The sequence below is a fragment of the Caldalkalibacillus thermarum genome (assembly GCF_014644735.1).
Classification (GTDB): domain Bacteria; phylum Bacillota; class Bacilli; order Caldalkalibacillales; family Caldalkalibacillaceae; genus Caldalkalibacillus; species Caldalkalibacillus thermarum.
Window position 1 is genome coordinate 54142 of the sequence record NZ_BMKZ01000013.1, and the last position, 19182, is coordinate 73323.

Below are 19182 nucleotides of genomic sequence, written 5' to 3' on the forward strand. Positions count from 1 at the left end.
CATGGTCAGAAATGGATATAGGATAACCTATATCCATTTTTGAACAAGAATAAGTACTCCTCTTTATTGTTGAGTAATACGGTTATAGAGGTCTTCTGCCCACTCATATTTTTCAAAGAGTTCTTCATATACTGGCTGCATGGCGTCCACCATCTCTTGTCTAAATGCATCATCAGGCTCAATGATCTCCAATCCTTGCTCTTGTAGGTACTGCTTCATTTCACTTTCCTGGGCAATTAACAGTTGCCATTGCTCTTCGGCAGCTGCATCGGCTGCTTCAGCTACGACTTGCTGCAAATCTTCACCTAAACCATCCCAAAAAGCTTGGTTAACCAGATAGATGTTAGGACTGAAGATATGTCTAGTTTCAATGACATGACTCTGAACCTCATAAAATCTTGAGTGAACTAAGGTGGCATATGGGTTTTCCTGTCCATCGATAACACCTTGTTCCAAGGCAGTAAACACTTCGGAAATAGCAAGCGGGATCACACTGGCCCCTAATGCTTCACCCACACTGATAAAGTTTGGGATATTGGGCATTCTCAATCTGAAACCATTGAAATCTTCCAAAGACTCGATGGCTCTGTTGCTGGATACAACTCGAAAACCATTAGCTGTCCAGTTTAAGGGTTTGACACCAAACTGTTCAAAGGCCTGGGCAATTTCTTCCCCAATAGGGCCATTTAGTACCTTTTTAGCATGATCATAATCACGGATAATAAAGGGCCACTCCACAACACCAATTTTGGGTTCACTGTTCTGGAGAAACATACCAGCAATCACCATTTCAATGGTGCCGTTGCGTACACCTTCTAAAAACGCTTCTTCTCCTCCTAACTGACTGTTATCATAGATTTCTACTTTCAAGCGACCCTCTGAATTTTCTTCCACCATTGGCTTAAAAGTTTCTCTCAAAGCCACATTTTGTGGATGATCGGAAGCGAAGTAGTTGGCTACTTTAATGGTCTTTACATCACCCGCAGCATTTTCCTCACTGCTTGCTGTTGTTCCTTCCTCTCCTGCTTGTCCACAAGCGGCTACCAATCCAATTAATATCAATAAGGCACCTGTTCTTAAAAACGTTTTCAAATTCATAAGAAAGCCTCCCCCTTTTTGTGATTGGATCTTTTTAGCCATTCACTTGCAACTATTTTTTGTCCTATATGAAAGCTATGAAAGCTTGATCCACGCCATGCTGGAGATTCGTCTTCTCCCGTTTACCTACTGCTTGTACACCCTTTTTAGGCATCCCCCCTTTCAAATGCTTCATTCTAAATAGAGGCTGCTAAAAAAGTATGTTCAATCGTTTAAGAATTCTTTCAAAGGACAAAATGCCGTTTCTGTTCATATTTGCGCTTGGCTCTCTGATCAACCAGCAACGCCTGAGGGTCAGCGACCGTGAAACGGTACAACAAATCACGGAAAATCCTACTTGCAGTACTTCATCTTCTTGCCTGAATTTCAAGAGACACCGCCCTCTAATCATTCATTAATGACTCACTTCTGGAAAAGGTTAGGGGCCCATATCATCAATGAAGTCAATGAATGGATCGTTAACGAATAATGAGAACATGTCCACCTACTGTTTGAGTACAGTTAGTACGTCTTTGTTGACCAAGTAAGTAGGCGTTTGGCCTTGAAGCGCTTCCAAAACATTTCTGGCACACTTACTGCGCATCTCATCCTCAGATTCTTCCGAGTACCAGGCTACATGGGGTGTTAATATCACATTATCCATTGTGAGTAAAGGATTGTCAGGCTGAATCGGTTCAATCTCAACTACGTCCAGCGCCGCACCGGCAATCTGCCCCGCTTGCAGGGCTTCAATCAAGTCTTGCTCATTGATGACCGGTCCCCTCGCCGTATTGACAATCACAAGGTTTTTCTTAGCGAGTTTAAAGAGATCCTTGTTAATCAAGCCTTTTGTCTCGTCAGTTAATGGGATGTGAACAGAGACAAAATCCGCTTTTCTAAAAATCTCTTCCAATGAAGCTGGCTCAGCTTGAGCCTCGTGGATCACATCCTCCGGTACGTACGGATCGTACACGAGCACATTAAAGCCGATCGCGATTAACTTTTTGACCAGACTGCGAGGAATCCGCCCAAACCCTAAAACACCGACAGTCTGAGTTTGGAAACGGTGAATGGGGATGCCTTTTTTATAATCCCAAACCCCATTTTTCACATATTGGTTGAGAAGAACCACCTTCCTGGCCCAGCTCATCAACAGAGCCAGTGTATGATCAGACACTTCATCCATACAGTAATCAGGCACATTAGCCACGTAAATCCCTTTTTCCGTCGCCTTGGGAATGTCAATTGTATTAACACCAACTCCATAGCGGGAAATCACCTTACATTTTTCCAGCTGTTCAATAACTTTGGCTGAAATCGGAGCATATTGATTGATGATACCATCAGCATCTTTGGCGATCTCGATAACCTCGTCCTCTGTACGAGCTTGTCCCTTAACCAATTCCACATCAGGCAAGGCCTGGAGAACACGTTCTTCGTAGCGTAAATCGTAATACTCATAGTCAGTTACAACAACTTTCAATTTCTGTGTCACTTCCTAATCCCCCCACTTTGAACTGACTTAAGCGTTTACAAGAGACGATAATAATAGATTATGTTTTATAATATAAAACTCATTTCTCTATATAAGAATTATACACGAAAGAATTATACACGAACAAAAATATAAAGTAAATAAAAATTTCAGATAACATATTAGAGCAAGGCCCAAGCGACTATACTCCCCGTCCCGCCAAACAAAAAGGCAAAAGTCAAGTTCCACACCATGATCTTATAGGGGTTTTCCTTGAGCAAATTGCCGGTCAAGATCACAGAGACATTGAACGGCCCCGCCATTACTGTTGCTAAACTGGACGTAATCAGCACAAGGCCAATGCTAACCGGGTTCATCCACATCAATAGTGGCTGCACCAGTTCACCGACCAACCCCATTGTCACCAAAGGATGAAATCCAACCAAGGCCAGACCTAGGAACATCACTTGGATGGTCACGAACAAGAAAATCGGCTGCCCTGCTAAAAAGATAAAGGGTGCTTGTAAATAATCGATCCATTGGGAATCCCTTAAGGCACCGATAAACAAACCCATACTGAGAAAGAGAAGAACATAGCTGTGGAGAGTAGAGACTCTCTCTCGCCACTGCTTCAAACTATAAATAAAAAAAGTACGCAGCCGCCCAATCATAAAAGCCCAAACAAACGAAAAAGGTACAATGACCAATGATACAGATAACAGAAAGTTAAGCTGAAACAACTGTTTGACAACAGTGACACAAACAATAAACAGAGCCAAATAACACATTAACAACCCTATGCGTCGATAAACAGACCAATCCAGTTTTTCTCTTGTCTGTTCCATATGATCATGTATCCGCCAGGCTCGAAAACGTAAATAACCGAGGCCTCCGTCGATCACAAGCAAGGTGAGGGCAATCAATAACAGCCATGGCAGAAAGGTGAGATAGCCAGTGCCTGTTATATCAACGGTAATAGCCACTAGTACTTCCATGGGACTCCAGGCAAGGCACAAGGCATATCCTCTTAGCATAGAGCTGCTGATAAAAAGATGTGCAAGTCGTTCTGGCAGCGATCTTAAGTGTTTGGTCAACACACCATAGACAAGGGGGAGCATGGCGATATTCAAAAAGGAGCCCAGCAAAAAGCTGGCGCTTAACCCTCGTCCATATAGTTGGCCAAAATGCTGCACATGCGCTTTCAACAGCTTACTGACCGATTGATCATAACGTCCCGTTATGATCATACTGTTAATAAACGGCAGAACATAGAACAACACCAAAATGACAGCAAATGAGGTTAACAGCAGGGGTAATTCATGCCATGTCCCGCCGTTCGACAAGAAAAGACCGCTCCCTGCCGCACAAAAAATCACACTGCTCACTTGAAAGAGACGCTCCGCTTGTCTAAACGCCATAACTAAGGCAAGCAGGGCGAGCAAGCCGGTCACATATTCCAGCGCGGCATTTTGGACAAAACTATTCACGACAAAGCACCAAACGAGTAAACTAAGCACGATGAACATGGTTTACAAGGCGCCTTTCTGTTGATGATTCACTGGAGCAGGAGGTCCCTTCTTCTCTGCTCCTGTCTGCTTGCGGTTGACAATCCAAATTCCTGCCAGAACCAACCCAATACCGACCAACGTATCAACCGCGAGGGTTTCCCCTAGAAACACCCACCCGGATAACGTTCCTATCACCGGAACCAGCAAAAGGGAGATGGAGGATTGTCCCGCCCCCCCTGAGGAAAGGATATGCGACCACAGAAAATAGGCCAGCGCGGAGGCAATCACTCCAGCAAAAATCAAGCAAAACACAGCCATACCGTTCCAGCTAGCCATCGGTTCAGACTCAATGGTGAAGGTGAACAAAAATAAAACAATGGTCCCCACCACCATTTGGTAGGCGGTCAACTGAATTTGATTCCGACCGTTAAGCACTTTTTTGATGATCAGGCTAGCCGTCGCCCAGGAGACAGCAGCGATGAGACAAAGAGTTTGAACCACAAACACCGTTCCTGTCCATTCCAGTGCCCAGGGATTGACATCGAGGACCAGAAACAGTCCCCCAAATCCAATGCCAAGACCCAACAGATGAAACCTTGTCATTTGTTCGCCAGGAATAAAAAAGTGGGCCATCATGGTTAGCCAAAAAGGCATCGTAAAGGCCAAAATGGAAGCAATTCCTATTTCAACAAATTGCAAGGCAGACTGGGTGATGGCAAACACGCAACTGATCTGCAGAACTCCGCATAAAGCGTACCATTTCCAGTCTTCTTTTTTGGGCAGTGGAATTTTACGGATCAGACAAAACAAAAGTAAAACAGCTGAGCCGAGCATGAAGCGGAGAGCTGAAAACATAAGCGGAGAAAAATAATAGAGGGCCGTGCTCATCACTACCCAGTTTGTTCCCCAAATCGTACATAATAAAATCATTTTCCAATTCACATGATCACCTCATTTCTTTGCAAGTAAGAAAAGGGACTTAAATCTGAAAAAAGTGATGGAGGCATGCTCCATCACACGTTGTCTTGTTCTAGCACAACCCTGCCCATATCAGGAATTATTGATTCCCTTTAACAACGTTGCGCAGCTTTCCAATCTTTTCTACCTCAACGATAACTTCATCTCCATCTTTCAAAAAGACTTGAGGTTCACGGGACATCCCCACTCCCGGAGGCGTACCAGTGGCAATGACATCCCCAGGTTCAAAGGTCATGGATTGAGAGAGATAGGATAAGATATAGGGTATGTTAAAGATCAAATTTTTCGTATTTGAATCTTGCATTGTTTCTCCATTGAGATGCAGCTTAATGTCCAGTTGGTGGGGATCTTCAATTTCGTCTCTCGTCACCAGCACTGGTCCCATCGGAGCAAATGAATCGGGGGATTTACCTCTGACCCATTGCCCATCTCCCAGCTGAATGTCCCGGGCACTGACATCGTTGATAATGGTATAACCGGCAATATACGCCATGGCTTCGCTTTCGCTCACTTGTTTTGCTTTCTTGCCTATCACAAACGCCAGTTCCGCTTCATAGTCTACCTGATCTGAGTTAGGAGGCAGCAGAATAGCATCATCGGGCCCAACGACAGCGTTAGCGTACTTGGAAAAAATCACAGGGGATTTGGGAATATCCATTCCTGTCTCCTCACAGTGGTCCACATAGTTTAAACCGACACAAACCAGTTTTCCAGGCCGGGGAATCGGGGCTTTTAATTTCACTTCGTCTACGGCGTAAATCAATCGTGCCCCGTTCAAGCCTGAACCTGGGGACCCTAAAGCGTAATCCATTGCTTTTTTGGCTTCGGCAAGAGCAGCTTCCCCTCGTTCCAAGAAGGTGAGCATCTCAGAGGGAACCATGGCCTGCGCAACAAGTACTGGGCTTGCTTCACCTTTATCGGCCAACAAGGCCGTATAGGCAGCGTTCAGGTCCACCACTTGTTGATCAACTAAGGCACCCACACGAGTAAGACCATTAAATGAAAAAGTGACTAGCTTCATAGCGAATAACCTCCTAATATGTTCCAATCTTTTCGTTGATCTCAGGATAAGATAAGATCTTTTAATTCTGGTACAACGTAGCAGGAAGAATCACCTTGTAACGCCTTAACCAGGTTTTCTGCAGCCACCCTGGCCATATCCCGGCGCGTTTGATGGGTTGCAGAACCAATGTGGGGAACAGTCACCACGTTGGGCAAAGCAAGCAAAGGATGATCCGGCGGGATTGGCTCTTGCTGAAAGACGTCCAAACCAGCCCCTCGTATCCGTCCGCTTTGTAAAGCACGGACCAGCGCCTGTTCATCCACTGTCTGACCTCTAGACGCATTGATGAAAATGGCTTCTTCCTTCATTAACTGAAATTGATCGTCCCCAATCAGCTGAACTGTCTGCGGGGTTAAGGGAGTAAGCAGTACGATAAAGTCTGACTGGCGCAAAAGGGTCTCCAAAGAGACATAGGTGACGCCTAAGCGCTCTTCTATTTCCGGTTTCTGGCGGCGGTTATAATAGAGTACCTCCATATCAAAGCCTAACTTGGCTCGTTTGGCCACCTTTTCTCCGATACGACCCATGCCGATGATACCGAGAGTACGATGATGAACGTCAATACCAAATAAGTTCTCGTTATCACCCTTTTTCCATTTCCCTTCTTTCACATAACGATCCAGTTCCGCTATGCGCCGGGCACTGCTTAAGATAAGGGCAAAAACCAGATCGGCTACAGTATCATCCAACACGTATGGGGTATGGGTACCTAGCACTTTTCTTTTACGCATGGCACCTATATCAAAGTTGTTATAACCGACGGAGATGGTGCTAATCACTCTCAGATGAGGCGCATGAGCCAACAACTCCTCATCCACCTTAAGGCCATGCAGCAGGAGGCCCTCTGCATCTCTTACCTCCTCGAGGAGCTTGCCACGGGGAATAGGCTCAGACCGATCCCATTTGCGGTACTGGCAGTGTTGACCAATATAGGCCTCAATGTCAGCCGGAATAGGATTGGCAATAAACACATTAGGCTTCATAATACCCTCCTTCTATGAACCAAAACAGAAAACCGGTTTCAATACTTTTTTGGCAATTCATCTGTTATCCCCCTGGCGCACGCTCACTTGGGGAATGCCTAAATCACTCGCTCCCAGCTTCGATGTTTTTGCTTCAGGATAATAACGTTCAATGATTTGTATGCCTAAGGCAGCTCGACGAACCCGCTCCCGGCACAGCTGAATATTGGTTGCTTCCCAATGGAGCCCAGATGGATATACATCAGGATGATTACGCAAACCAAATTTGATATAAACAGGAGCTAATATACGGATCAACTCCGGTATTTCATAGTGACGGATGAACCCGCCAAAGTTGTCAGGCACTTCAACATAAAGGTCAATGGGAATATCAATTGCCTGGCGGATGGCTGCCAGCTTGGGAAGGGTCAACGCCGTGGGCACGTTAAACGTGTCAGCACCCAGGTCCTGTATTATTTTCACAGACACAGGATTGGCAGCGGCCAACTGCACAGAAACTTTGACCACAAAATCCTTAGGCAGCAACCCTTTTTCTTTCATTTTCTTAGTCAAATAGAGCAGCCCTTCATCAGCGACTAACGCCCCTCTGAGACCCAGGCTGGCCCCTCTCTTTAAATCTTCCATGGCATAGACCAACTGATCTGCCCCTTCATGTCTTAAAGCAATAGAAGATCCTGCTTTGGTGAAGGGTTGGGCACTGATATCCCAGGCTCCTCTCGGGCCCACAAACAAGCTGAGCTCCATGCCCCGCTCAGCGCACATCCGGTTCATCTCTACAATTTCGTCATCAGTCAAGAGCATAATGCCGCTTCCTTGGGACACACGGTGTACGGTAATTCCATGGCGGTCGATTTCTTCCAGTGTGGCCTCCAAGGCACGAGGGCCTTCAACGCTGGGCAGTTCAATCCGATATTGGGCCCCATCAGGAAAGCGTTTCTCTGAGTCAGGAAGTTCGTATAAATCCCGCTCCGGAAAACCCAGTGAGCGAAGGAAGGCTCTTGATTCCTGCATCCTGTTCACATCCCTTTCTTGGTTCACCTTAGTTCATTGATTCAGTTTGGTTTAAGTCACTTTTATTGAACGATTTGCTTTTCTTTTGTAAGGAATGTCAGCATCCATTTTGACTGCTAAGGGTACAACACCATGGGCCGCATCAGTACATCCAGCCAGACGGTTGCCTGGTGCCACCTCTTTCTGGCGCCGTCTCATACGTTGCTTACGTTCTTCACCTAACTGGGCTCGTTCAGTTTCCAAGTCGCCCTGATACAATTCAACCTGTCCCTCTTGGAACTTTTCTGGGTCAAGCAGTTCAATCCGTTTAGCCCGGAAACGCAGGAGCAGCAAATCTCCTTCCTGCAGGTAGAGGATTCCTCCTCCTTGGTACGCCTCCGGTGTCATATGACCGATAGCTGCACCGTAGGAGACACCGGAGTAGCGTCCATCGCTAATCAATGTAGCCAGTTTCTGTAATTGCCGGTTGGCATTAATGTGCTGCATGGGTGTAAACATCTCAGGCATACCGTATGCCTCCGGACCTTGTCCGGCAATGATCACTGCAATTTTTAAAATCTCTTCCTGCACCATACGCTTGAAGAGAGAATCATAGTCTAAGTTTTGTGCGTTTTGGAACGTCTCCGGCTGATTATGGGCCCACATCTGCAACAAATGCTCGCGGGCGAAGGTTTTCTTTTGACGAAGGTCATCCAACAGGTTGACATTCAACAGCTGGGCATTGGCTTCATCTTCGTTTTCAAAATAAAGGACAAATGAGACTTTTTCATCAAATTTATCCAGTTGGTGGGTGGGCATGCCACTGATCTTGACAACAGCACTCTCAAAGAAGTTTCCTTCGAGGACATCCACTCCGCTGAACGGACGCCGCGGTTTGCTGAGAATGACGGGGTTATCTTTCACATTGTCAGCACTTAAGCCTTTTGTATCCGCCAAACGCTCGGCCCAAGTCTGTCCGGTTACCGTCATGGCATCCGTATCCATGGGAACACCATTATTGAGCAACTCGTAAAAGAGGGTTTCCATTCCCCGAATGAGGCCTGAACAGCATTGCTGGGCCAGAACGAAAATGTCTCGCCCCTCGGTCAGGCTATAATCAAACAGGTCCGGAATGGGATATTCCTGCTGAATGTCCCGGACATCCCACAGACTAAAGTCATAACCGGCATATAACATAGCTCCAACGATATGCATCATCAGATTGCTAGAACCGCCACTGGCACTGTGAATACGAACAGCATTGGCTATGTTAGCCTTGAGCAGCTCTGTTACACTGCACTCCGGACGGTTAATAATTCCAAACAGTGATTCGATCGCCGGATTCAATTGTTCCTGGGTAGGCGGCTCTGTCAATAATTCAAGATTAGGGTGAACAAGACCAAAGCCAGCAGTGATATCCCTAGAGCTGTTTCCGGTACCATGAAAAGCACAGATCCCGCCCGCAGCATCACAAGTGTTAACCGCCAATCGCTTTTCAAAATCTTTATGTTGCTCCGGGGTGATTACCCCTTTTTCAACAGCTCGCAGAAAAACCCCTTGAAAAGCAGTGTTTGAGGAACATTGTAAGATAAAGCTGGAGGCATCCAGAAGATCGTCAGCGATCTCCGGGTAGCCCATTTTCCGGGCACGCTCTGCCACCTCATGCAACTCGCTCATGAGATCCGCCGGGATTTCTCCTCCTTTAAGCACGTGCGAAGGAGCAAAGGTGGCAAACAGAGGCGCTTCTCCTCTAATGCGCCGTGTCCGGTCGACCATGGCCAATCCGCTCAACACACCGAGTGGCTGTTTATCACAGCCTTGAATGACAAAAGCACCATGATAAGAATGGGCTTCCATCTGGTTGGCCACGACTTCAGCGATGGCATTACGGCTTTGGAGAGAATAGCTCATGCCCATGTTGCTCTGAGCTGTTCCATCACACAGGACAGGTGTGCTGAAATAAAACGGAACGCCACCCTCTTGCCAGATCTTAAGCGCCGCCCGGGAGACCGTATACTGATCCAATATGTGAGCAGGGTGATCGGCAGATCCACCGATAATCGCAATCCGTGGGCAATTTTCTTCCAACCGGTCATAAATTTCCTCCAAAGTCCAATCAGGCTGGATATGCTTTGCTTCTTCTCCCAACCATTGCTTCGCTTGATCCAGAAGCCCTGCCACCGTAATCGGCTCATTAGCCTTGCCTTGAACATTTTCTTTATAAGGATTGACCGGGCTATTGACCCGAGGCCTGTATGGCTTACTCACAACTTTCTCCTCCCTTTGCATTATCCTTGTGACAAGTCTAGAAGCTGGGTAAGACACGATGGATGGCAAATTCCGAAAAACCAAGTTCTTCATTCTTAGTCTCTTTGCCGTTGGTTACGTTCTCGATATCAGACAAAATCATCTGACCGATCTCAGGGATGGTATGCGTCTTTTCCAGGATACCGCTGGCGTCTATATCCAGCTCTTCCCCCATGATGGACATCAGTTCGGGGTCACCGCACACTTTAATGACTGGAGAGATGGGAGAGCCAACGGGATTCCCTTCTTAACCCGTCCCTTCTCACCTTTGCTTAAATCACGAACAGCTGTGGCAACATTGTCGTTATCTTTCATCTTGACAGCATTCGCTTTATTTGACACGAACTTCTCCTCCTCTTTGTCGTGGTCGTATTATAGGCTGATAGGGCTCCCTTCCCTCCTCGAACCAAGTTCCTCCATTTAAGTTAAATTGCCCAACCAAACCGGTTTTTATTGATTTTATTCATAGTTTTCACTCTTTTCTTAGTATATAGGATACTATTATGCGTATGTTTTGTCAAAACATAGTTTTATATTATTGAACAATTTAACCATAACAAAAACCCAGCCTTGAAAGGCCAGGTTGCACCGCTACTGAATGGATGTAACAACAGTGAGAATCTTAGCCCTTAAATGGATAAGTAGGCAAGCCTTTCACTTTCGTTTTAACGCAGAAAAGCCCTCCTGCATAAGGTTGCTTTAAGCGTTCTTCATCGCTTAGTCCTACTCTGGCTGTTGTAATATATAAATGGTCTAAATCATCACCTCCAAAAACACATGACGTCACCTTAGCGACGGGCAAATGGATGGTGTCTAATAAATCACCTGTCATGGGATTCCAGCGGGTCACTTTATACCCACCCCAATGAGCGACCCAGATCATGCCTTCAGTGTCCGTTGTCATTCCATCCGGAACGCCGGCGCCGTCTGGTATTCTCACCACAACTCTTTTATTTTTTAGTTCTCCTGAGTCAAGATCAAAATCAAAGGCGACGACCTCTTTTGTCGGAGTATCAACATAATAGAAAATTTGGTTATCTGGTGACCATGAGATACCATTAGAGATGCTTACATGATTTAACACTCTGTTTACCTTATTAGTCTCGAGACAGTATAATGATCCTTGCTCTGGTAATTCCTTCTTATGCATGGTTCCTGCCCAAAAACGCCCCATTGCATCACATTTACCGTTATTAAATCGATTTTCAGGCAAGTAACTTTCGGGGTCAGCAATCGGGCATAATTGCCGCGTGTAAAAATCAAACGTAAAAAACCCATTTTCCGTTACCATCACAAGCCCGCCTGATTCCCGTGGTACGACGGCGCTTACAAGCTGGCCAATTTCCAGGGATGTATTTTCATTACGGTTCGGATCATAGATATGGACCTTTTTTTGATCAATATCAACCCAATAGAGACGTTTCTTTTTCACATCCCAGGAAGGTCCTTCACCAAGGGTGGCCTTGGCATCAAAAACAAGTTCGGCCTGCACCAACCGCTCTCTTCCTTTTAGTGTAGGGGTTCCTTTATTAAAATATTCAAGACAACTAAAAACCCATGCCCTTCAGACGCTCAGTTTCTACTCAATTTCAACAATCATTTCAATTTCCACCGGGGTATCAAATGGAAGTTCATTAGCCGAAATTGCGGATCTGGCATGTTTACCCCGTTCCCCAAAAATTTCTTCCAACAACTCGGAAGCTCCGAGGTGTAGACGAGATTTCCCACTGTCCTCGCAGGCACATACTCTGCAGCAGGTCTTGGTGCCTCAGGCAAATTAATCCCTAATCTTTTTAATTTCTCTTCGATTTTGGACATCAGAAACACTCCTTTTTCATTGTATGCTTGGATCAAAAAGGAATTCCAATAGATGAAAAGATAAATAAGTTTTTTAAAGGGTTAGGATTAACTGTTGAACAGACACTCCGGGTTTTTTCTCCATGTATGATCACCAATTCAGGATTGAATGTGTTCACCAGATTAGCAATACCAATTCCCAAATAGGTTCCAAGATCATAGATCGCGATCTGTTCAACAACAGGATCACCGTTTTCAACCGCTTTTGCAATTAACGGAAGTGTCAAGTCTTCAGCTGAATCAACCATTTGTTTTAACCATGTTGTTTGGTTCATATTTTCGGATACCTGTTTTAATAAGGCATCTGATGAAGCATAAGTTTCCCAACACCCTCGATTTCCACATCGACATTTAGGACCATTGAAGTTAAGCGTGGTGTGTCCAATCTCACCAAAACTATCATCAATTCCTCTCATCATTTGGTTATCGATAATCACACCCGCACCAATTCCACCATCGGTCATTAAAGAGATTATTGTTTGGGCTTCATCCTGACCAAACCATTTTTCAGCTAAACTTAAATTTTTACATTCGTTGTCAACCCAGACTGGCTTATTAAATCGTTCTGATAACAAATCTCCTAAATTTACATTATTTAGGATGCTAAAATTGGAAGCATCACGAATGGTTCCTGTCTTTGTTTCGACAAGCCCCGGGCTTCCGACTCCAATCCCTAAGACCGGAATCTTCAAGTCCTCTGCTTTCTTGATCAACTCACCAACTTGAAGCGTCAACTTATGGAGTAACTGCTCCTTACTTTCATCACGCCTATTTCGTTCTTGTATCCGAAATAAAATGCTAGCGGATAAATCAATCAATGCCATATCCAACAGTTCAATCCCGAGATGCACTGCTATAATGCTTTTTCCGCGCGGATGGAAAGCAATAATTTTCGGACGTTTACCACCGAGTTCGGTTGAACTCCCTGTTCCGTCAACTTTTAAATAACCTTCTTCGATTAGCTCATCAACTAACGAGGAGGCGGTTGGGGTACTGATTCCAAGATCTTTAGCAATCTGTGGTTTCGTGGTTCTTATACGGCATCTGACGTATTCCAAAATACTGATTTTATGTGTGAGTTTTACGTCGATTTTTTTATTAGTGTTGAGCAACAACCTTCCCCCCAGTTACATCAATTTCCTTATCTGTAACTCCGACATTATAAAATATTATACTTTTTATATGCCTCTACAATGCCCATTCCCTGTTGAAGTGCTTTACGCATAGCGTTTTCTCCATCCACTTTTTTTAATACTCCTTCAAACACTTGGGCTGCACAAGTTTGAGGAACAACGACAATTCCATCATGATCAGCCACAATGATATCGCCTGGAAACACCTTAACACCGCCGCATTCAATGGGGACTTGATAGTTAATCACGTCAGTTCTCCCTTTTGAATCATGGGGATGAAATCCTCTTGTAAAGGTTGGAAATCCCATTTCAATAATCTTTCGGCTATCCCTGGTAAATCCGTCAATGATGGCCCCTCTTGATCCCTTGACCATTGCCGCAGTGCTTAGCAGCTCTCCCCAAAAGCCGCTGCTTGTTGAGCCGTTTGTGGTTGCCACTACAATATCCCCTTCATTTAATGCATCAACCGCTTCTAGTTCTTTTTTATAAGGGTGTTCTGGAATCTCGTAAACATCAGTAGCAAGAATAGTAAAAGCTCTCCCTATCACACTAAATGAAGGGTCAATGGGACGGATATGGTGTTCCATCACTTGCGCACGTAGGCCCAGATCATCTAATATGTCAGCTGTTACGGCAGTATATACTTTTTGTTCTAATTGCCCAAAGTCATATTTCATCATCTATCACCCCTTGTGTGTACCGTTTTTAACTTTAGCTATATCCCGGAGAGACAATTGCAATCAAATCGTCGGGGACCACTTCCAGCTTCTTGTTCATGTGCGACAGGTCCAGCCCGCGTGGATAGACAGGAATCGTTTCCTCGTAGGCCAGCTTAACGACTGCAGCCACCTCCTGTGCGGTCGTCGGCTGTATCACCAGTTCTGGGAGAAAGACACCGAACGACGCATCGTAAGAATAGCCAATCAAGTCCTGCTTCTCCGTCAGAATCCGCTTATCGTCTGAGATAATACCTCTGACCTGCTGTAAAATTTCCTCATCAACTTTTCTGTAGGCCAATACATTCACCCTCTTACAGGTTAATCTGAGGGACAGAATTTGTCATCCAAAATACCGCTTGGTCCTGTACTTACCACTGTTCGGTTCTTACAACACTCCGTGATAAGCGTTTTCAATAATTTGTCTAACATCGCTTTCACTAGTGAGCCTGGGGTTTGCAAACACATTTCCACTCCTCATGGTGTCTCTGATCATCTGCGGCAAATAATCCAATGAAACCCCCAAATCCTTGATATTGTCTGGGATGTTTAAGGATTTATTCATTGTTACGATTGCTTCAATGGCTTTCCTTCCTGCCTCAGTCACTGGCAAACCGCTCACATCTTCCCCTAATGCAACGGCGATCTCCTTGTATTGATCAGGACAAGCCGGCAGGTTATATGCCATGACATATGGTAATAATGCAGCATTGGCAATACCATGAGGGATATTAAAAATACCACCGAGCGTATGTGAAATGGCATGTACATTTCCTAAACGTGACTGGGCAAAGGCCATCCCTGCCATGCAGGATGCCACAAGCATTTCCCCTCTGCTATCCATATCTGTACCTACAAAATAAGCTTTATTTATGTTCTCACCAATTATTTTTACTGCGTTTATCGCTAAAGCTTGACTGACAGGATTTGAAAATTTAGAAGTATAAGACTCTATGGCGTGTGTAAGTGCATCCATTCCAGTAGCAGCTGTAATCGAAGGCGGTAAACCTAGTGTAAGTTCAGGATCTAAGATTGCTAGCTTAGGATATAGATGCGGACTGATAATGGCTGCTTTAAACAATGTCTTCTCGTTTGTAATGATGGTAGCTGGGGTCGCTTCACTTCCTGTTCCAGCTGTAGTCGGGATGGCAACAATCGGAAGAGGGGGATGAGGTAATTTGTTCACCCCTTCGTAATCGAGAATACTGCCGCTATTATTCACGAGCGCAGCAATAGCCTTTGCTGTATCAATACTGCTGCCCCCACCAACCGCTAGTACGATGTCGCAATTCCCTTTTTGCAAATAACGCAAACCATTTTCCACTATCTGATTAGTGGGGTTCGGGTCCACTTCATCAAAAATGTCATAGGCAATACCCTGTTCGTTCAAAGACATTTCAATCGGATCCAGGATCTTTGCTTTTCTGACACCAGCGTCAGTTACAATGAGGACTTTTTGCTTAACATACGGCTTTAACAATTCCCCCGTTTTTCTCGCTAGTCCTCGTCCATACTCCATTTGTGTCGGCATAAAAAATTTGTACCCATCCAATGCCATTCACTCCTTTTCTTCCATTTGATTTAGTTGATGTTTAATATTGCTAATATGATTTTCCATTGCTGTCCGGGCCATTTCTGCGTCAGCAGTCAGTATGGCTTCATAAATTAAGCGATGTTCGCCCAACACTTCTTCGGTTTTTCCTGGAATTTTAAGTGCATCGATCCTTGCTTCATACACCCCGCTAATAAGGGTATCGGATATCTTAACGCAGTTCTAATAATTCAAAAATGTCTGCTTTCCCTTCATGGAAAATGGAGTCGAATAAGACAAATAACTGGTCTTGGTCATTGTTATTCAAAAAGATACCAATACCAGGTTTAACAGTAACAATTCCTCTCGCCGCGAGTACACTGATCGCTTCGCGGACCGCACCTAAACAGAAAACATGTTTGCTAAATTTCTCTCTTTTTTAAATTGGTGTAATATTGGTCTGCTGATGAACCCAGGATCTTCGGACGCCTTTTTTTAGAATACAGGCACTGCCCTTATGACAGTGCCCGTTTGCGATGAAATGTTACTTCCTAAAAATGGGCTGTTCATATCTTTCAATGACTTCCCTATTGACGTCTACGCCAATCCCCGGCTTTTGCGGAATTGGTACTTTTCCATCCTGCATAGAAATTGAATGATAAATTAAATCCCCTCTGAATGGATGGGCTGATTGATCATATTCTAGCATGGGCTCGATAGGATTTAAGGATAATGGAGTTGGAGGTAAGGAAGCTATAAATTGCAGTGAAGCTGCAAGCCCAATTCCCGAACCCCATACATGGGGTATTAACATCGTATTCCAAGCTTGAGCCATGGCAGCTATTTTCTTGCACTCGGTAAATCCACCGGAAGACATTAAATCTGGTTGCAATATATCGAGCGCTCCATTTGCTATCCAATGCCTATAACCCGTTTTTCCGAATAGATTTTCTCCAGCTGCAATATATGTAGAAGATAAATTTCTCAGTTGTTTATACCCTTCGATATCTTCAGGAACAAGAGGTTCTTCAAAAAAATGAATATTTAAAGATTGACACTCATTTAAAATCCGCCTAGCAGCTGGGGGGTTATAGGCACAGTTTGCATCCATCATAATTTTTATTTGATCACCCACAGCTTCACGAATAGCACTCACAAAGCTAATATCCTCTTCTACACCAAAGCCTATTTTCAACTTAATTGCTTTAAATCCTTTTGATATATGCTCTTTTGCTTCCTCAATTCCGCTTTCGGGATATTTTTTCCTTTATATCTATAAAAGCCAGTTGCATAGGGAGTAACTTCTGACCGGAAACTTCCTCCAATCAGTTTCGATATTGGTTTATTCAAAGCTCTTCCAATCACGTCCCAAAGGGCAATATCAACACCACTAATGACATTGACAGCTGCACCCGACTATCCAAAAGGACGAGAACGATTATACATTTCCTCCCAAAGTACTTCTACATCGAATGGGTCTCTGCCTATTAAAATGGGTTTATAGCAAAACTCAATAAATGATGCAGCAATCTCAGGGGGTTGTAATCCATGACACAAAGACTCTCCCCATCCAACAACTCCCTCATCGGTGATTATTTCCACGATTAATGAGCTGCGTTTTTCCACCCATCCTTGAGAAAAAGAAAACTTTTCATCTAACGGTGTAGATAATACATGCGGAATAACATTAACAATCTTCAAAATAATTCACTCCTAAATGATAATTGTAGCAGAGTAGGAAACTGAAATTTTCTGACGACCTTAAGACCGCCATGTTTTCTTCAGTTTCCCTTCACTTACAACATCACCTTAGTCATTTAAAATTTTCCACACAGCTTGGTATACTGCTTTAACAGGCACGCCTGCCTTCTCTGCAATCTGCCGACAATCTTCAAACTCGGGACTTTCTTGAACCACTTGATTCCCCAACAAGGCCTGTTTAACCGATACAGGGCCCCATTTAGTTTCGACTGTTTTGAACTTCCGGCCCAAACGATGCACAGTCCACGGGGAGTAACGAATGCCAAAAGTCGTTGTTTCGGTAAAGATCAAACGTTTCACTTTATCCAGCAAATGTTTAGACAAGAGAACGGATAATAAGACAGCAGGCCTGTTTTTTTTCATATAAATTGGCGTGTAGTAAACATCATTCACTCCTATCGCCAGCAGTCTGTCCATTAACTCTCCCAACCATTCAGCAGGCATGTCATCCAAGTTTACTTCTATTTTGATCATGTCGGAGTCAATATGCTCACGCTCGTGATTAAACAGTTGTTTTGATCTATTCATTTTGTTAACACCTTGTTCATACTACCACTTTTATATCCTTTTAAATCTAAAGTAATAAACTTATATCCGATCTGTTCCAACTGGTTATAAATGTGGTCTCTGTTTGTTAAGATCGTATCCATATCTCCCGGTTCTACCTCTATCCTAGCCAGATCCCCGTGATGACGGACACGTACCTGGCGGATACCTAAGCTGCGAATTACCTGTTCAGCCTGTTCAACCTTGGAAAGCTTTTGCACTGTAATCATCTCTCCGTAAGCAATGCGGGAGGACAGGCAGGCAAAAGAAGGATTATCCCAGGTTTCTAAGCCCATTTGTTTGGACAGTGCCCTGATCTCATCTTTGTACAAACCGGCTTCCTGCAGTGGGCCCCTCACACCCGATTCTTGGGCTGCTTTAGTACCCGGACGGTATTCACTTAAATCATCGGCAATAAGACCATAGACAATATGGTTCAATCCATACTTTTTGCGCAAAGGTTCCAATTCCTCAAACAGCCCTTTTTTGCAGAAGTAACAACGATTTTTATTGTTCTCCTTATACCCGGGAATCTCCAGTTCAGACGTGGAAATCACCACATGGCGTGCCCCGATTATGGCTGCCAGCCGCTTTGCCTCCTCCAACTCTGAAGAAGGATATGTCTCCGAATCGGCTGTCACAGCTAGGACATGGTCATAACCAAGGGTGTCCACTGCAACCTTGAGTAAAAAGGTACTGTCTACCCCTCCCGAGAAGGCAACAAGCACACTTTTCATGTCGGAGAGTATACCTTTAAGTTTGAGCAGTTTATTCTCCATATTATCCCTCTCTAGTTACGTTTAATCATCTTTTCTTCTATTTTAACAGAATCTTTTTAAATTGACACTGCGTGGTCTAAGGATTTTGAAGCAACTGGTCAGCAGCAAGGGGGTTTGTTAGAATCTCAACTTTCGCACCTTGAAAAACACGAGAATCCCTTGATTTAACTGGGGAATTTGGCCAAAAAACGCGAAAAACACCCAATCCTTTGGTAAAATGAAGTTGCCTAAACAAACATTTACCAAGGAAAGGATGTTTTTCATGTCTATCGTACCAAATTCCTCGGCTTCTGACCAGCAACTTCTTTCAAGAGTGGAGCGTTTTTTCAAAGAACAGCGGATTGGCTCTCTGCTCAAAAAGTCCAATTTTGTGAAAGAATGCGGATGGACTTGCCTGGCGCTTTTCAAATTCCTTTTTCTCCTGGTGTTTAGCAAGAAAAATCTGTATCAAGCCCTTCAAAAGAAAGACTCATTGGATC

General features: G+C 44.4%; 19 protein-coding genes and 4 pseudogenes. 2 read left to right on the forward strand and 21 right to left on the reverse strand.

Translation table 11 applies throughout. From position 1 onward, the window contains the following. Positions 1–63: 63 nt before the first annotated feature. The gene (locus IEW48_RS07075) at positions 64–1098 is read right to left on the reverse strand and encodes a TRAP transporter substrate-binding protein (RefSeq protein WP_188623170.1); all 1035 of its coding nucleotides are present in this window, start codon (positions 1096–1098) and stop codon (positions 64–66) included. A gap of 193 nt (positions 1099–1291) precedes the next feature. Here IEW48_RS07075 and IEW48_RS17015 point away from each other — a divergent pair. Then, positions 1292–1564: pseudogene (locus tag IEW48_RS17015) on the forward strand (transposase family protein); the annotation flags it as partial. 18 nt (positions 1565–1582) lie between these two features. Here IEW48_RS17015 and IEW48_RS07080 read toward each other — a convergent pair. From IEW48_RS07080 to larE, 20 genes and pseudogenes are all read right to left on the reverse strand, one after another. Further along, the gene (locus IEW48_RS07080; RefSeq protein WP_188623171.1) at positions 1583–2572 is read right to left on the reverse strand and encodes a C-terminal binding protein; all 990 of its coding nucleotides are present in this window, start codon (positions 2570–2572) and stop codon (positions 1583–1585) included. A 161-nt stretch (positions 2573–2733) separates the two neighbouring features. Beyond that, positions 2734–4038 carry a hypothetical protein gene (locus IEW48_RS07085; protein ID WP_188623172.1) on the reverse strand — a complete coding sequence of 435 codons (1305 nt, stop codon included), beginning with the start codon at positions 4036–4038 and terminating at the stop codon, positions 2734–2736. Positions 4039–4080: 42 nt separating this feature from the next. Further along, complete coding sequence (locus IEW48_RS07090) at positions 4081–5001, reverse strand: DMT family transporter (protein WP_188623173.1); 921 nt, start codon at positions 4999–5001, stop codon at positions 4081–4083. A 115-nt stretch (positions 5002–5116) separates the two neighbouring features. After that, a complete protein-coding gene (locus IEW48_RS07095) occupies positions 5117–6058 on the reverse strand; it encodes a fumarylacetoacetate hydrolase family protein (protein ID WP_188623174.1) in 942 nt (313 codons plus the stop codon). 41 nt (positions 6059–6099) lie between these two features. Next, positions 6100–7083 carry a 2-hydroxyacid dehydrogenase gene (locus IEW48_RS07100; RefSeq protein WP_188623175.1) on the reverse strand — a complete coding sequence of 328 codons (984 nt, stop codon included), beginning with the start codon at positions 7081–7083 and terminating at the stop codon, positions 6100–6102. 57 nt (positions 7084–7140) lie between these two features. Then, entirely contained in the window at positions 7141–8094 is a 954-nt protein-coding gene (locus IEW48_RS07105) for a U32 family peptidase (RefSeq protein ID WP_188623176.1), read from the reverse strand. Between the two features lie 51 nt (positions 8095–8145). Then, positions 8146–10341 (reverse strand): dihydroxy-acid dehydratase domain-containing protein, encoded by a 2196-nt coding sequence (locus IEW48_RS07110; protein WP_229703972.1) that lies wholly within the window; start codon positions 10339–10341, stop codon positions 8146–8148. Between the two features lie 37 nt (positions 10342–10378). Then, the gene (locus IEW48_RS07115) at positions 10379–10564 is read right to left on the reverse strand and encodes a UxaA family hydrolase (RefSeq protein ID WP_229703973.1); all 186 of its coding nucleotides are present in this window, start codon (positions 10562–10564) and stop codon (positions 10379–10381) included. Continuing rightward, on the reverse strand, positions 10564–10722 hold the full coding sequence (locus IEW48_RS07120; protein ID WP_188623179.1) for a hypothetical protein: 159 nt from the start codon (positions 10720–10722) through the stop codon (positions 10564–10566). Before IEW48_RS07120 ends, IEW48_RS07115 begins: the two co-directional genes overlap by 1 nt. 280 nt (positions 10723–11002) lie before the next feature. Continuing rightward, positions 11003–11872 (reverse strand): SMP-30/gluconolactonase/LRE family protein, encoded by an 870-nt coding sequence (locus IEW48_RS07125; protein WP_188623192.1) that lies wholly within the window; start codon positions 11870–11872, stop codon positions 11003–11005. Between the two features lie 87 nt (positions 11873–11959). Further along, positions 11960–12085 (reverse strand): annotated as a pseudogene (locus IEW48_RS17640) (RidA family protein); the annotation flags it as partial. Positions 12086–12230: 145 nt separating this feature from the next. Continuing rightward, a complete protein-coding gene (locus IEW48_RS07130; protein WP_188623180.1) occupies positions 12231–13349 on the reverse strand; it encodes an ROK family transcriptional regulator in 1119 nt (372 codons plus the stop codon). A gap of 47 nt (positions 13350–13396) precedes the next feature. Continuing rightward, complete coding sequence (locus IEW48_RS07135) at positions 13397–14047, reverse strand: RraA family protein (RefSeq protein WP_188623181.1); 651 nt, start codon at positions 14045–14047, stop codon at positions 13397–13399. Positions 14048–14081: 34 nt separating this feature from the next. After that, the gene (locus IEW48_RS07140) at positions 14082–14387 is read right to left on the reverse strand and encodes an FAD-binding oxidoreductase (protein ID WP_188623182.1); all 306 of its coding nucleotides are present in this window, start codon (positions 14385–14387) and stop codon (positions 14082–14084) included. Between the two features lie 87 nt (positions 14388–14474). Continuing rightward, positions 14475–15638 (reverse strand): iron-containing alcohol dehydrogenase, encoded by a 1164-nt coding sequence (locus IEW48_RS07145; protein ID WP_188623183.1) that lies wholly within the window; start codon positions 15636–15638, stop codon positions 14475–14477. Between the two features lie 6 nt (positions 15639–15644). Beyond that, positions 15645–15824 carry an FCD domain-containing protein gene (locus IEW48_RS07150; protein ID WP_188623184.1) on the reverse strand — a complete coding sequence of 60 codons (180 nt, stop codon included), beginning with the start codon at positions 15822–15824 and terminating at the stop codon, positions 15645–15647. Positions 15825–16161: 337 nt separating this feature from the next. Then, entirely contained in the window at positions 16162–16812 is a 651-nt protein-coding gene (locus tag IEW48_RS17025; RefSeq protein ID WP_229703975.1) for an enolase C-terminal domain-like protein, read from the reverse strand. Beyond that, positions 16809–17243 (reverse strand): annotated as a pseudogene (locus IEW48_RS17030) (hypothetical protein). The gene IEW48_RS17025 and the pseudogene IEW48_RS17030 overlap by 4 nt, the downstream one beginning before the upstream one ends. A 183-nt stretch (positions 17244–17426) precedes the next feature. After that, positions 17427–17906 (reverse strand): nickel pincer cofactor biosynthesis protein LarC2, encoded by a 480-nt coding sequence (gene larC2 / locus IEW48_RS07160; RefSeq protein ID WP_188623185.1) that lies wholly within the window; start codon positions 17904–17906, stop codon positions 17427–17429. After that, positions 17903–18703 (reverse strand): ATP-dependent sacrificial sulfur transferase LarE, encoded by an 801-nt coding sequence (gene larE / locus IEW48_RS07165; protein ID WP_188623186.1) that lies wholly within the window; start codon positions 18701–18703, stop codon positions 17903–17905. Before larE ends, larC2 begins: the two co-directional genes overlap by 4 nt. A 262-nt stretch (positions 18704–18965) precedes the next feature. Here larE and IEW48_RS07170 point away from each other — a divergent pair. After that, positions 18966–19182 (forward strand): annotated as a pseudogene (locus tag IEW48_RS07170) (hypothetical protein); the annotation flags it as partial.

Coding starts and splice junctions, on each gene's coding strand:
- IEW48_RS07135 (WP_188623181.1), bottom strand. CDS start 14,047: ATGAAATATGACTTTGGGCAATTAGAACAAAAAGTATATACTGCCGTA.
- IEW48_RS07095 (WP_188623174.1), bottom strand. CDS start 6,058: ATGAAGCTAGTCACTTTTTCATTTAATGGTCTTACTCGTGTGGGTGCC.
- IEW48_RS07115 (WP_229703973.1), bottom strand. CDS start 10,564: ATGTCCATCATGGGGGAAGAGCTGGATATAGACGCCAGCGGTATCCTG.
- IEW48_RS07100 (WP_188623175.1), bottom strand. CDS start 7,083: ATGAAGCCTAATGTGTTTATTGCCAATCCTATTCCGGCTGACATTGAG.
- IEW48_RS07075 (WP_188623170.1), bottom strand. CDS start 1,098: ATGAATTTGAAAACGTTTTTAAGAACAGGTGCCTTATTGATATTAATT.
- larC2 (WP_188623185.1), bottom strand. CDS start 17,906: ATGAATAGATCAAAACAACTGTTTAATCACGAGCGTGAGCATATTGAC.
- larE (WP_188623186.1), bottom strand. CDS start 18,703: ATGGAGAATAAACTGCTCAAACTTAAAGGTATACTCTCCGACATGAAA.
- IEW48_RS07105 (WP_188623176.1), bottom strand. CDS start 8,094: ATGCAGGAATCAAGAGCCTTCCTTCGCTCACTGGGTTTTCCGGAGCGG.